The 13,544-nt window shown below is 72.4% G+C and carries 14 protein-coding genes; 10 read left to right on the plus strand and 4 right to left on the minus strand.

What is annotated here, in order from left to right:
- Positions 1-11: 11 nt before the first annotated feature.
- The 8 genes from ACFYM0_RS19145 to ACFYM0_RS19180 all read left to right on the plus strand — a co-directional run bounded on the left by ACFYM0_RS19145 (position 12) and on the right by ACFYM0_RS19180 (position 8,221).
- On the plus strand, positions 12-935 hold the full coding sequence (locus tag ACFYM0_RS19145; protein ID WP_327254786.1) for an ABC transporter permease: 924 nt from the start codon (positions 12-14) through the stop codon (positions 933-935).
- The gene (locus ACFYM0_RS19150) at positions 928-1,935 is read left to right on the plus strand and encodes an ABC transporter permease (RefSeq protein WP_388502721.1); all 1,008 of its coding nucleotides are present in this window, start codon (positions 928-930) and stop codon (positions 1,933-1,935) included. The genes ACFYM0_RS19145 and ACFYM0_RS19150 overlap by 8 nt, the downstream gene beginning before the upstream one ends.
- Positions 1,936-1,947: 12 nt before the next feature.
- Positions 1,948-2,922 carry an ABC transporter ATP-binding protein gene (locus tag ACFYM0_RS19155; RefSeq protein WP_388502723.1) on the plus strand — a complete coding sequence of 325 codons (975 nt, stop codon included), beginning with the start codon at positions 1,948-1,950 and terminating at the stop codon, positions 2,920-2,922.
- A complete protein-coding gene (locus ACFYM0_RS19160; RefSeq protein ID WP_388502726.1) occupies positions 2,915-3,988 on the plus strand; it encodes an ABC transporter ATP-binding protein in 1,074 nt (357 codons plus the stop codon). Before ACFYM0_RS19155 ends, ACFYM0_RS19160 begins: the two co-directional genes overlap by 8 nt.
- Positions 3,989-4,346: 358 nt before the next feature.
- On the plus strand, positions 4,347-4,541 hold the full coding sequence (locus ACFYM0_RS19165; protein ID WP_250741735.1) for a hypothetical protein: 195 nt from the start codon (positions 4,347-4,349) through the stop codon (positions 4,539-4,541).
- Between the two features lie 51 nt (positions 4,542-4,592).
- The gene (gene mshB / locus ACFYM0_RS19170) at positions 4,593-5,501 is read left to right on the plus strand and encodes an N-acetyl-1-D-myo-inositol-2-amino-2-deoxy-alpha-D-glucopyranoside deacetylase (RefSeq protein WP_388502729.1); all 909 of its coding nucleotides are present in this window, start codon (positions 4,593-4,595) and stop codon (positions 5,499-5,501) included.
- On the plus strand, positions 5,498-5,881 hold the full coding sequence (locus ACFYM0_RS19175) for a DUF6113 family protein (protein WP_388502731.1): 384 nt from the start codon (positions 5,498-5,500) through the stop codon (positions 5,879-5,881). The genes mshB and ACFYM0_RS19175 overlap by 4 nt, the downstream gene beginning before the upstream one ends.
- A 390-nt stretch (positions 5,882-6,271) precedes the next feature.
- Positions 6,272-8,221, plus strand: coding sequence for a hypothetical protein (locus ACFYM0_RS19180; protein ID WP_388502734.1), 1,950 nt, complete (start codon positions 6,272-6,274; stop codon positions 8,219-8,221).
- A 160-nt stretch (positions 8,222-8,381) separates the two neighbouring features.
- Here ACFYM0_RS19180 and ACFYM0_RS19185 read toward each other — a convergent pair whose 3' ends face one another.
- Entirely contained in the window at positions 8,382-9,173 is a 792-nt protein-coding gene (locus ACFYM0_RS19185; RefSeq protein WP_388502736.1) for a tetratricopeptide repeat protein, read from the minus strand.
- Positions 9,170-10,162: a GNAT family N-acetyltransferase gene (locus ACFYM0_RS19190; RefSeq protein ID WP_388502739.1), complete on the minus strand. Its 993-nt coding sequence runs from the start codon at positions 10,160-10,162 to the stop codon at positions 9,170-9,172. The genes ACFYM0_RS19185 and ACFYM0_RS19190 overlap by 4 nt, the downstream gene beginning before the upstream one ends.
- 117 nt (positions 10,163-10,279) lie before the next feature.
- On the opposite strand from ACFYM0_RS19190, the gene fdxA reads away from it, so the two are divergent.
- Positions 10,280-10,609, plus strand: a complete 330-nt coding sequence (fdxA, locus tag ACFYM0_RS19195; protein ID WP_030868357.1) for a ferredoxin — start codon at positions 10,280-10,282, stop codon at positions 10,607-10,609.
- A 122-nt stretch (positions 10,610-10,731) separates the two neighbouring features.
- Positions 10,732-11,832 (plus strand): succinyldiaminopimelate transaminase, encoded by a 1,101-nt coding sequence (dapC, locus tag ACFYM0_RS19200; RefSeq protein ID WP_388502743.1) that lies wholly within the window; start codon positions 10,732-10,734, stop codon positions 11,830-11,832.
- Positions 11,833-11,932: 100 nt separating this feature from the next.
- Here dapC and ACFYM0_RS19205 read toward each other — a convergent pair whose 3' ends face one another.
- The gene (locus ACFYM0_RS19205) at positions 11,933-12,292 is read right to left on the minus strand and encodes an ATP-binding protein (protein ID WP_388502746.1); all 360 of its coding nucleotides are present in this window, start codon (positions 12,290-12,292) and stop codon (positions 11,933-11,935) included.
- 228 nt (positions 12,293-12,520) lie between these two features.
- Entirely contained in the window at positions 12,521-13,531 is a 1,011-nt protein-coding gene (locus tag ACFYM0_RS19210; RefSeq protein WP_388502748.1) for a hypothetical protein, read from the minus strand.
- Positions 13,532-13,544: the final 13 nt, after the last annotated feature.

A 13,544-nucleotide genomic window follows, 5' to 3' on the forward strand; every position in this document is an offset into this window, starting at 1 on the left:
TGGAGCAGTCCATGGGACGTTATGTGATCCGGCGACTGCTCCAGATGATCCCCGTGTTCATCGGCAGCACGTTCCTGATCTTCTTCATGGTGTACGCGCTCGGTGACCCGGTCGCCGCCCTCTTCGGAGACAAGGCCCCCGACCCCGCCACCGCCGCGCGCATCCGCAAGGACCTCTACCTCGACCAGCCCCTGTGGAAGCAGTACCTCCACTACATGGGCCAGATCTTCCAGGGCGACTTCGGCACCGCCTTCAACGGCCAGAAGGTCACCGAACTCATGGCCTCGGCCTTCCCGGTGACCCTCCGCCTGACCATCGTCGCGATCGCCATCGAGATCGTCGTCGGCATCACCCTCGGCGTGATCAGCGGCCTCAAGCGCGGCAAGTCCATCGACAGCGGCGTGCTGGTGCTCACCCTCGTCGTCATCTCGGTGCCCACCTTCGTGACCGGCTACCTCCTCCAGTACGTCTTCGGCGTCAAGTGGGGCTGGGTACGGCCCACGGTCTCCCCGGACGCCCCGTTCAGCGAGCTGATCCTGCCCGGCATCGTGCTCGCACTGGTCTCCCTCGCCTACGTCACCCGCCTCACCCGGACCTCCATCGCCGAGAACGTCAAGGCCGACTACGTCCGCACCGCCGTGGCCAAGGGCCTGCCCAGACGCCGGGTCATCACCCGCCACCTGCTGCGCAACTCGCTGATCCCCGTGGTCACCTTCATCGGCACCGACATCGGCGCCCTGATGGGCGGAGCCATCGTCACCGAGCGGATCTTCAACATCCACGGCGTCGGCTACCAGCTCTACCAGGGGATCCTGCGCAACAACTCCCCGACGGTGGTCGGCTTCGTGACCATCCTCGTGATCGTCTTCTTGCTGGCGAACCTGCTCGTCGACCTGCTCTACGCGGTCCTGGACCCGAGGATCCGTTATGCCTGAGCCCGATCCCGAGCGCGCCGCCTACGACCCGCTGGGGCCCGGCCCCCACGAGTCCATCGCCCCCACCGGCCAGGGCGGGGCCATGGATCTCGCCCTGGAAGAGGGGGAGTCCCTGGAGAAGGAACTCGGGGGAGCCCCCGCAGGCCCCCAGGAGAAGGCCCGCTCCCTGTGGTCCGACGCCTGGCACCAGCTGCGCCGCAACCCCGTCTTCCTCGTCTCCACCCTGCTGATCCTCTTCCTCGTGGTCATCTCCATCTGGCCCCAGCTCATCGCCAGCGGGGACCCGCTCCAGTGCGACCTGTCCAAATCGCAGCAGGGCTCCTCCCCGGGCCACCCCTTCGGCTACGACACCCAGGGCTGCGACGTGTACACCCGGACCGTCTACGGGGCCCGCGCCTCCATCACCGTCGGCATCTGCGCCACCCTCGGCGCCGCCCTCCTCGGCTCCGCGCTCGGCGGGCTCGCCGGGTTCTTCGGCGGCTGGGGCGACGCGCTGCTCTCCCGGGTCGCCGACATCTTCTTCGGCATCCCCGTGGTGCTCGGCGGCCTGGTCTTCCTGTCCGTGGTCACCAGCACCACCGTCTGGCCCGTCGTCGGCTTCATCGTGCTGCTCGGCTGGCCCCAGCTGGCCCGCATCGCCCGCGGCTCGGTCATCACCGCCAAACAGAACGACTACGTCCAGGCCGCGCGGGCGCTCGGCGCCGGCAACGGCCGGATGCTGCTGCGGCACGTGGCGCCCAACGCCATCGCGCCCGTCATCGTCGTCGCCACCATCGCGCTCGGCACCTACATCGCCCTGGAAGCCACCCTGTCCTTCCTCGGCGTGGGCCTGCGCCCGCCGACGGTCTCCTGGGGCATCGACATCTCCAACGCCGCCTCACAGATCCGCAACGCCCCGCACATGCTGCTCTACCCGGCGGGCGCGCTCAGCATCACCGTGCTCGCGTTCATCATGCTCGGCGACGCGGTGCGCGACGCCCTCGACCCCAAGCTGCGCTGAGGAGCCCCGCACATGCTGCTCGAAGTGCGCGATCTGCACGTGGAATTCAAGACGCGGGACGGAGTCGCCAAGGCCGTCAACGGGGTCAACTACTCCGTGGCCGAAGGCGAAACCCTCGCCGTGCTCGGCGAGTCCGGCTCCGGCAAGTCGGTCACCGCCCAGGCCGTCATGGGCATCCTCGACATGCCGCCGGGCCGCATCGCGGGCGGCGAGATCCTCTTCAAGGGCAAAGACCTGCTGAAGATGAAGGAGGAGGAGCGCAGGAAGGTCCGCGGCGCCGAGATGGCCATGATCTTCCAGGACGCCCTGTCCTCCCTCAACCCGGTCCTGAGCGTCGGCGCGCAGCTCGGCGAGATGTACGAGGTCCACCGCGGGATGTCCCGCAAGGACGCCCGGAACAAGGCCGTCGAGCTGATGGACCGGGTGAAGATCCCGGCGGCGCGCGAGCGGGTGGGGGACTACCCGCACCAGTTCTCCGGCGGCATGCGCCAGCGCATCATGATCGCCATGGCGATGGCCCTGGAACCCTCGCTCATCATCGCGGACGAACCGACCACCGCCCTGGACGTCACCGTCCAGGCCCAGGTCATGGACCTCCTCGCGGAGCTCCAGCGCGAGCTCAACATGGGTCTGATCCTGATCACCCACGACCTCGGCGTGGTCGCCGACGTCGCCGACAAGATCGCCGTCATGTACGCCGGCCGGATCGTCGAGGCGGCCCCCGTCCACGAGATCTACAAGAGCCCCGCCCACCCGTACACCCGCGGCCTGCTGGACTCCATCCCGCGCCTGGACCAGAAGGGCCAGGAGCTGTACGCCATCAAGGGCCTGCCGCCCAACCTGCTCGCCATCCCGCCCGGCTGCGCCTTCAACCCGCGCTGCCCGATGGCCCGGGCCGTCTGCCGCACCGACGTACCGCCGCTGGCCGAGGTCGGACCCGACCGCGCCAGTGCGTGCTTCTTCTGGAAGGAGTGCCTCGGTGGCTGAGTCCATCCTCGTGGTGGAGGACCTGGTCAAGCACTACCCGCTGACCCAGGGCATCCTCATCAAGAAGCAGGTCGGCGCCGTCAAGGCCGTCGACGGGGTCTCCTTCGACCTGCGGGCCGGCGAAACCCTCGGCATCGTCGGGGAGTCGGGCTGCGGCAAGTCCACCGTCGCCAAGATGCTGGTGAACCTGGAACGCCCGACGGCGGGCGCGATCAGATACAAGGGCGAGGACCTCGCCAAGCTCTCCGCCAAGGCCCTCAAGGCCGTGCGCCGCAACATTCAGATGGTGTTCCAGGACCCCTACACCTCCTTGAACCCGCGCATGACCGTCGGCGACATCATCGGCGAGCCCTACGAGATCCACCCCGAGGTCGCCCCCAAGGGAGACCGGCGCCGCAAGGTCCAGGACCTCCTGGACGTCGTGGGCCTCAACCCGGAGTACATCAACCGGTACCCGCACCAGTTCTCCGGCGGCCAGCGCCAGCGCATCGGCATCGCCCGCGGCCTCGCCCTCCAGCCCGAGATCATCGTCGCCGACGAGCCCGTCTCCGCCCTCGACGTCTCCGTACAGGCCCAGGTGGTCAACCTCCTGGAGCGCCTCCAGGACGAGTTCAACCTCTCCTACGTGTTCATCGCGCACGACCTCTCGATCGTCCGGCACATCTCCGACCGGGTCGGCGTCATGTACCTGGGCCGGATCGTCGAGATCGGCACCGACACCCAGATCTACGACCACCCCACCCACCCCTACACCCAGGCGCTGCTCTCGGCCGTTCCGGTCCCCGACCCGGAGGCCCGCGCGGGCCGCGACCGGATCATCCTCTCCGGCGACGTCCCCTCCCCGGCCAACCCGCCCTCGGGCTGCCGCTTCCGCACCCGCTGCTGGAAGGCCGAGGCGCGCTGTGCTTCGGAGGTCCCGCTCCTGGAGATCCCGGCCTTCCTCCCCGGCGGCCCGACGGCCCACCCCTCGGCCTGTCATTTCGCATCCGAGCGGGCCGTCCTTCCGCCGGGACGGCCGCCCGCACCGCCGTCGGGATCACAGCCGCAATCGCCGGCCAAGGAGTGAGCTGAAGGCCTCCAGGACCGCTCATTTTTCGCCACAGCTGTGAACGGCACCACGATTCCTTCACAACTCGGTTTACATGCAGGCAACTTGACCGTTTCTGTCCCGAGATCTGGGCCGGGCAGCCTGGATTCGTGCGGCCGTGCGGGTGCCGACAGCCGGCCGGGGAGGCGTACAGCTTCCCCGGCCGGCACTCCTGTGACCCCGGACGTGCGCGGCGTGCGCCCCTCGTGCTGCCGGAATCGATCGATGTGGCGGTACGGATAGTTATGATCCGTAGCGCACGGTGGGTATGACTCTGCCGAGCACCGAGTTGCGAGTACGCGAACCCGATGTCCGCTCGACGTGGAGGTGAAACGCCGTGGCACTATCGATCTCGGCCGTGGTGCTGCTGGCAGTCGTCGTCTTCCTGCTGGTCCGGCGTTCGGGCCTGAAGGCGGGTCACGCAGTGGTCTGTGTACTGCTCGGCTTCTATCTGGCGAGCTCGACCGTGGCTCCGACGCTCTCCCAGCTGACCAACAATGTGGCGAGCATGATCAGCGGCCTCAAGTTCTAGCGGCGTTCCGGGTCCGCGGGCCGGGCCGCCGTTTCTCGTAGGGTTACCCCCATGAACGGTCTTCCCGCCCGTCGGCTCCTGCTCGTGCACGCGCACCCGGACGACGAGTCGATCAACAACGGCGTCACCATGGCCAAGTACGCGGCCGAGGGCGTCCATGTCGCGTTGGTGACCTGCACCCTCGGCGAGGAGGGTGAGGTCATCCCGCCCGACCTCGCCCACCTGACGGCCGACCGCGACGACACCCTCGGCGCCCACCGCGTCGGAGAGCTCGCCGAGGCCATGAAGGAACTGGGCGTCGCCGACCACCGCTTCCTCGGCGGCCCCGGCCGCTTCCGCGACTCCGGGATGATGGGCGCCGAACAGAACCGCCGGCCCGGTGCCTTCTGGTCCGCCGACGTGGACGAGGCAGCGGGGTACCTCGTGGAGGTGATCCGCGAACTGCGCCCCCAGGTCCTCGTCACCTACGACCCGGACGGCGGCTACGGCCACCCCGACCACATCCAGGCCCACCGCGTCGCCACCCGCGCCGCCGAACTGGCCGCGGAGCCCACGTACCGCCGGGACTTCGGCGCACCGCACACCATCGAGAAGTTCTACTGGAACCGCGTCCCGCGCACGGTCGTCGAGGAAGGCTTCGCCCGGCTGCGCGAGGCCGGGAGCGAGGTGCCCTTCCCCGCGCCGGCCGCGCCGGAGGACGTGCCGGGCGTGGTGGACGACGAGCGGATCACCGCCGAGATCGGCGGGGACGAGGCCGCGGAGCAGGCGTTCGTGGCCGCCAAGACGGCCGCGATGCGCGCCCACGCCACCCAGATCGCGGTGGACGGGCCCTTCTTCGCACTCTCCAACGACCTGGCGCAGCCGCTGTTCACCCACGAGTACTACGAGTTGGCCGCGGGCCGGCCGGGCGTCCCGGCGGGCGAGCGCGAGCGCGACCTCTTCGCGGGGGTCCGGGCATGACCGGTACGTGGAACGCGGGGCGGATCGCCGCCCTGCTGGGCCTGTTGGCGGCCGGGGCACTGACCGGCGCGGCCGGCTGGCTCGTGGTCGACCTGTGGTTCCCGGGGGGACTGGTGCTCGCGCTCCTCGCGCTCTTCGGCCTGTTCCTCGGCGCCCGCGTCGCGCTGGGCACCGGCATCGGAGTCGGGGCGGCCACCGCGGGCTGGTTCCTCTCCTACGTGATCCTCGGCGTGCCCCGGGCGGAGGGGGACTTCCTGCTCGGTTCGTCCGGAATCAGCATGTACGCCTACCTTTTGGGTGGAGTGGTGCTCGCTGTGATGTGCGCCACGATGAACATCTCGGGGGACCGGCCGCTTTCGGCCGCCGGCAACGCCAGGTGACGCGGCGTCGGCCGCGCACGACGCCTTGACGAGCCGCTCGGACGGTGCCTGCGCGGACCCCCGGCAGCCGGGCGACAGGCGCTCAGGGGGTGCGCGCCGGGGGCGCGCAGGAGATCAAGGGGAAGCCTTCGTTCCCGGCGGCCGGGTGCGCGAGGGCGGTGGCCAGTATGGTGGACCGGCCGCCGAGCTGCCCGCGCACGCTATGACGGGCGGCGGAGCCGATCGGGAGAACCTGCCTTGAGCCGTGAAACTGACAGTCCGTCCTCCGGGCCCAACGGGCCCGGAACGGCGGCCCACCCCTCGGGTGCGCCGCCGTACGGATCAGGCCAGTATCCGTCCACGACAGTGCCCCCCGGTCAGGGCGCGGCGACCATCCCGGAGGAGAGTTCAGTGACCGCACCGCCCGCGAAGCCGTCCACACCCGATTCCGACGGGCCGAAGACGGAGACCCAGCTGACGACCCGGATCCGGATCAACATCCCGGGTTCGCGGCCGATTCCGCCCGTGGTCGTACGCCAGACCATGCCCGAAGCCGAGGCCGGGCAGGCGCCCGAGCCCGCGGCCGCCCCGCCGGCCGCGCCGGAGCCGGCTCCGGCCGAGGACCCGACCAGCAACTGGTTCGCACCGCGCAAGGCGGGCACCACGCCCGCGCCCGCCCCGGCGCAGGCACCGCCCCCGGCGCGCGGACCCGCCCCGGCCCAGGCCGGCGGCCCGCGCTTCGACGGGCCCGCGCAGCAGGGCTTCGCCCAGGGCCCGGCCGGGCCGCGCCAGGGCGCGCCGATGGGCCCCGGCCCGGGCGCGCCGATGGGCCCCGGCCCGGGCGCGCCGATGGGCCCCGGCCCCGGCGCCCCGATGGGCCCCCGTCCCGGCGGTCCCGGCCCCGCCCCCGCCCCGGCCCAGGCCGGCGGCCCGCGCTTCGACGGCCCCCCGCAGCAGGGCTTCGCACAGGGTCCCCCCGGGCCGCGCCCCGGTGCGCCGATGGGCCCCGGCCCCGGCGGCCCCGGTGTCGGCGGCCCCGGACAGGGCGCCGGCTACCCCGCACCGCCCGCCGGACCCGGAGGCCCCCGTACGGGTGCCCCCGCGGGCCCCGCGCAGGGTCCCGGTGCCGGTCCCGCCGGGCCGCCCGTGCCGCCTCCCGGCCCCGGAGCCGCCTACGGTCCCGGCTCCGGCCCCGTCGCCCAGGCCCTGGGAACCCCCGTCCCGCCCGCCCCGGCCTGGCCCGGCACCGGTCCCGGCCGGAACCCGGACGGGCCGACCGGCGGGCCCGCGCTGGGCTCCGTACCGGAGCCGAGCTGGCCCGGCCCCGAGCTGGACTCCGCCGGACATCCGCAGCCCGCGCCCGCGCCGGTGCCCGCGAACAGGGCCAAGGCCCCCGCGCCGGCTCCGGCGCGGCCCGCCAAGAAGGGCCGCAACAAGCTGGTCCTGGTCGGCGGAGCCCTCTTCGCGCTGTTCGGCGTGGCCTACGGAGCCGGTCTGCTCCTCAACCACTCCGACGTCCCCAAGGGCACCACCGTCATGGGCGTCGACATCAGCGGCAGCCGCGACGAAGCCGTCGCCAAGCTCCAGACGTCCTTCGGCAACCGCGCCGCCACCCCGCTCCGGCTCACCGTCGGCGGAAAGCCGGTCGAGCTGAAGCCCGAGAAGGCCGGCCTGAGCCTGGACAGCCAGACCACCGTCCGCAACGCGGCGGGCAGCGACTACAACCCCGTCACGGTCATCGGCTCGCTGTTCGGCAGCGAGCGCAAGGCCGAGGCCGTCCTGCCCACCGACGAGGAGAAGCTGCGGGTCGCCCTCCAGGAGCTCGCGGGCACCGCCGGCTCCGTCAGCGAGGGCACCATCACCTTCGACACCGGCAAGGCCCTCGCCGTCCCCGGCAAGCCCGGTTCCACGCTCGATGTGGACGCCTCCGTCGCCCTGGTCACCAAGGCCTTCAGCGACATGGTCGCCGGCGTCCAGGGCGCCCCCGTCGTCCTCCCGGTCGCCACCAAGGACCCGGTCGTCGACCAGGCCGAACTGGACCGGGCCATGAAGGAGTTCGCCCAGCCCGCGATGTCGGCACCGGTCCTCGTCAAGGCGGGCGCCAAGTCCATCCCGCTCGGCGCCAAGTCCCTGCCGAAGATCCTGAGCATGCAGGTCGTGGACGGCCACCTCGTCGAGAAGTACGACCTGGAAGCCCTCAAGACGGCCTACGGGAACACCTTCGACGGAGTCCTCATCATGCGCGGCACCGGCGAGAAGACCGCCGTCACCCCGCAGGACGTCGCCGGAGTCCTCGGCAAGGCCCTGCGCGGCAAGACCACCGCCGAACGCACCGCGGTCATCGCCACCAACCCGAGCTGACCCCTCGCAGCCCCGACCCGGAGCCCCTCCCCGAACCAGGGGCAGGGGCTCCGGGCACAGCCCGGGGAACGGGGGAAGGGCGGGTGGGGGACGTGCCCCGCGCAGCGGCGAGGGTCGCCGCGGGCACTTCGCCCCGCGCGGCGGAAGCCGGGCCGACGGGCTAGTTCAACAGGGCCCGCGCCGCCATCGCCTCGGCACGAATCCGCACCGCGGACGGCGGATCGATCACGTCCACGACCACCGCGTAGGACTCCATCTCCGTCGCCCCCGCCGCGAAGTCCCCCCGCTCCACCAGCAGCTTCGCCCGCTCGTACCGCAACGCCGCAGGATGCGAGGGCAGCAGAAGCGCCAGGTCCAGCGCCCACAGCGCCACCCCCGAGTGCTCGGGCCGCGACGAGGCCCACGCCCGGATGTTGTTCAGGATCCGCAGCACGATGTCCATCGTGCGGGCAGCGGTCCGCGGCCCCGCCGCCAGCTCCGCCGGACCCGCGCCCAGCGAGGCGCCCCCCGCGAAGGGATCGACGACCACACCCTCCTCCGGGTCCCCGAAGCCCACCACGAAGTGCCCCGGCAGGGCCAGCCCGTACACCGGAGCCCCGGCCCGCCGGGCCACCTCCAGCCACACCACGGACAGCAGGATCGGCAGCCCCCGGCGCCGCCGCAGCACCTCGTGCAGCAGCGAGGACGAGAGCCGGTCGTAGTCGGCCGGGGTGCCGTGGAAACCCATCCTCCCGCCGAGCAGTTCGGACACCGCCGAGGCCCACGCGCGAGCGCCCCGCAGCCCGTACGGCAGCATCCCCGCCAGCCGGTCCAGTTCGATCTGCGCCCAGTCCATGGCCCGTTCGTCGAGCTCCGGGTCCCCCTCCGCGGCCAGCAGCAGGCACAGCACGGCCAGGTCGGGCCGCTCCGCCCGCGCCTCGGCGGCGAACCGCTCCCGCCAGAGCGAGGTCACGCCGCCGCCCGGCGGTAGTGGTGGTAGGAGTGGTGCGTACCGAATCCCATCCCCTCGTACAGCGCCCGGGCCCCGGTGTTGTCGCTCTCCACCTGGAGCCAGGCGGCCGAGGCGCCCTCCTCCAGCGCCCGCCGCGCCAGCGCCGCCATCACGGCCGAGGCGAGGCCGCGGCGCCGGTGCTCCGGGTCGACCTCGACGGCCGCGAACCCGGCCCACCGGCCGTCCACCACGAGCCGCCCGATCGCCCGGCCGGGCAGCGCCGCGAACCAGACCGAGGGTCCCGCCGTCAGCACCAGGCGGGCGGTCCCGGGGTCCTTCACCCGCCCGTAGCGGGAGAGCCACTCCTCGTCCGGAGTACGGGTCAGCCGTACGCCCGCGACCACGGACTCGTCCACGGTCAGGTCCCCGACCGCCGCCAGAGCGCCGACCCGGACCTCCGCCGACACCTCGCGGATCCAGCCCCGGTCCTCCAGCTCCGCGCACAGCAGCTCCTGCGTGCCCGCGGCCCCCGTGGCGGTCTGGAGGTAGGCCGGAAGATCCCTCTGCGCGTACCAGGAGGTCACTCGCGCGAGTGCATCCTCCAGCGGGGTCCCCGGATCGCCGAGCGGCAGCACGGAGTTGGCCCGGCGGGTGAATCCGCCCGCCGCGCGCAGCGTCCACTCGCCCAGCGGCTCGCTCTCCAGCGGCACCCAGGCCCGCGCGCAGACCCGCGCGAGCTCCTCGAAGGAGGCCGCGGGCCCCCTGCGCCGGGCCGGAGCGGACGGTACGACCTTGCCCGCCACCAGCGAGGATTCCGCGATGCGGACGGACTCGCCGGACTTTCGTGTGATCGTCACCACACCCGAGTTCCAGGATGTGAGAACCCCTACGGTGTCCGTGAAACAGGGGGCTCCGGTCGAGCCGTGCTCCACCCGTCGCACAGAGACACGTTTACCCACGTCAGCGGGTGTAATCCGGATCTCCAGCCGTCCACCGGCAGTGATTTCCACAGCTCTGTCCGCCCCTCCTGTTCGGATCGTGCCCGGGAACGGAGATACTAGAGGCGGGCATCGACGACGCCGCGCTCCCGCGCGATATGGACAGCCCTTATGAGGAGGAACGAGAGCGTGACCTACGTCATCGCGGAGCCTTGTGTCGACGTCAAGGACAAGGCGTGCATCGAAGAGTGCCCCGTCGACTGCATCTACGAGGGCCAGCGGTCCTTGTACATCCACCCGGACGAGTGCGTCGACTGTGGTGCGTGTGAGCCGGTCTGCCCGGTCGAGGCCATCTTCTACGAGGACGACACTCCGGAGGAGTGGAAGGACTACTACAAGGCGAACGTCGAGTTCTTCGACGAGCTCGGTTCGCCCGGTGGTGCTTCCAAGCTCGGCCTGATCGAGCGCGACCACCCCTTCATCGCAGCGCTTCCGGCGGACATCAACCCGAGCCACTGACGGTCGGGTACCGCCCCATGCGCGTCCCTCGGTCCCGTACGGCTCGCAGCCGCACGGGACCGAGGTGTTTTGACGACGAAAATCCTGGAAAGCACGGAACACCCGGAAAGCGAGCACGCATCGTGGCCGCAGTCTCAGCCCGCCTCCCCGTCTTCCCCTGGGACAAGCTGGAGCCGTACAAGGCGACGGCGTCGGCCCACCCGGACGGGATCGTCGACCTCTCCGTCGGCACCCCGGTCGACCCGGTGCCGGAGCTGATCCAGCGCGCCCTGATCGAGGCCGCGGACTCCCCGGGCTACCCCACGGTGTGGGGCACCCCCGCCCTGCGCGACGCGATCACCGGCTGGGTGCGCGGCCGCCTCGGCGCGAGCGCCGCCGGACACCGCAACGTCCTGCCGGTCGTCGGTTCCAAGGAACTGGTGGCCTGGCTGCCCACCCAGCTCGGCCTCGGCGCCGGCGACCAGGTGGCCTACCCCCGGCTCGCCTACCCGACGTACGAGGTCGGCGCGCGGCTGTGCGGCGCCGAGCCGGTGGTCTACGACGACCCGACCACCGATCTCGACCCGGCCCGCGTGAAGCTGCTGTGGCTCAACTCCCCGTCCAACCCCACGGGCAGGGTCCTCCCCAAGGAGGAGCTCGTACGGATCGTGGCCTGGGCGCGCGAGCACGGCATCCTGATCTTCAGCGACGAGTGCTACCTCGAACTGGGCTGGGAGGCCGAGCCCGTCTCCGTCCTGCACGACGAGGTCTGCGGGGGCTCGTACGAGGGCATCGTCGCCGTCCACTCGCTCTCCAAGCGGTCCAACCTGGCCGGCTACCGGGCGGCCTTCATCGCCGGTGACGCCGAAGTCCTGGGCGAGCTGCTCCAGATCCGCAAGCACGGCGGCATGATGACCCCGGCCCCCGTGCAGGCGGCCACGGTGGCGGCCCTGGGCGACGACGCGCACGTCGAGGAGCAGCGGGTGCGCTACGCGGCCCGCCGAGAGGTGCTGCGCACGGCCCTTCAGGCGCACGGCTTCCGCGTCGAGCACAGCGAGGCCAGCCTGTACCTGTGGGTGACCCGGGACGAGCCCTGCTGGGACACGGTCGCCCACCTGGCCGAGCTCGGCATCCTGGTCGCGCCCGGCGACTTCTACGGCGAGGCGGGCGCGCACTTCGTCCGCGTGGCCTTCACGGCCACGGACGAGCGCGTCGGGGCGGCGGCCAAGCGGCTGGCGCCGTAGCCGGTCCGCGGTCCGCCTGCGCTCGCGAGGGCTGCGCGGACAGCCCGAGGGGCCCGGGAGTTCGTGCTCCCGGGCCCCTCGGCGTGCGTGGCGGCGGCTGCTAGCCGAGACCGGGCAGCCCGCCCGGGAGACCGCCGGGCAGGCCGCCCGGCAGTCCGCCGCCCGGCAGTCCGCCGCCCGGCAGTCCGCCGCCGGCGAGCGGCAGGCCCGCCAGCAGGCTGCCCGCGGCGCCGGTCACCTCGTCGGTGGGCGCCGGCAGGGTGGAGGCGTCGGGCGCGGCCTCGGCGGCGGTGTCGCCCGCGGCGGCGACCGTCGCGTCCGGCGAGGTGAGCGCGCCCAGCTGCGGCACGGACTCCAGGCCCGCGGCGCTGGCCGCGCCGGCCGCACCGACCACGGGCGCTGCCCCGGCTGCGAGGAGCAGCGCGGCACGGGCGATCCGACGGGTCAGGGGGAGGGACATGTTGCTCCTAAGCGGTAGCGGCTGAGTACGCCGTGACAACCGCTCGGAGGGGGGCGCGAGTTGCGGAGCCGGTGGGTAAAGGATCAGTAACGGATCGTTTAATCGGCTTCCGTGCCGACCGCTCGGAACCGGCGCCGACCTGCGGTTGTCCGCCCGCCGGAAGCCCCGTGTCCGCCGTACGGGTCACCCCCGTACGGGGGACGGGTCGTACGCCCGTCCACCGGTGACTCAGCCGTGCAGGAAGATCCGCACCCGGCCCGGACCCGCGGCGCCGGCGTCCCCGGCGCCGTTCCCGGCACCCGCTGCGCCTCGCTCCCGCCACCGGTCGCCTTCCTTGCCCGCGACCCAGGACTTGCCGCCGTACGAGACGCGCGTGATCCCCAGTTCGCGGGAGCCGGCCACCGCCCACTGCGCGAGCACCTGACCGGTCCGCGCCGCCCGGTCTCCGCCGCCGGGCTTCGCCACCAGGGTCACCTCGGACCCGGCGGGCGCCCCCGCGTCCTCCCCGGCACCCTTGCCGGACGCCGGATCGCCCGGATCGCCCGGATCACCCGCATCAGCGGGCAGCGTGTACAGGGGGTTCTTGCCGAGCAGCCGGGTCAGCTCCGCCCGGACCTTCGTAGGATCGCCGGACCGGGCGGGCGCGGGCCCGATGCAGGTCAGGTGGCCGCCGCCGGTGAAGGCGGAGGTCAGCACGGTGGCCTCCGGCTCGTGCTTCGCGTAGGCCTGCGGGAAACCGCTCAGCTGCACCTTCTGCGCCGCCACCGTCAGCGGGAGCCGCGAGTACCCCTTGATCTCGGCCAGCCGGTCGTAGAAGATCCCGGCCGAGTACACGGGGTCCATGATCTGGTCCGGGGTGCCCCAGCCCTGCGAGGGCCGCTGCTGGAACAGGCCCAGCGAATCGCGGTCGCCGTGGTCGAGGTTGCGCAGGGCCGACTCCTGCATGGCGGTCGCCAGCGCGATGGTCACGGCCCGGTCGGGCATCCCCTTGGAAACCCCGACCGCGGCTATCGTCGCCGCGTTCGAGGCCTGCTCGGGGGAGATCTCGTCGAACTGGCCGGAGCCCTTCGCGACGCTCTTCCCGTCGGCCGAAGCCATGCAGTAGGGCACGCCGCCGTTGTCGTTCGACTCGCGCTGCACCACGAAGTACCCGGCGACCGCCACCAGCACCAGGAAGCCCGCGGCCCAACGGATCGGGCGACGGCGGCGACGAGGGCGGGGGCGATCGGTCTGCGGCACGCGGCCCACCGTA

It is taken from the genome of Streptomyces sp. NPDC006487 (assembly GCF_042870555.1).
In the GTDB taxonomy this organism is placed as follows: Bacteria; Actinomycetota; Actinomycetes; order Streptomycetales; family Streptomycetaceae; genus Streptomyces.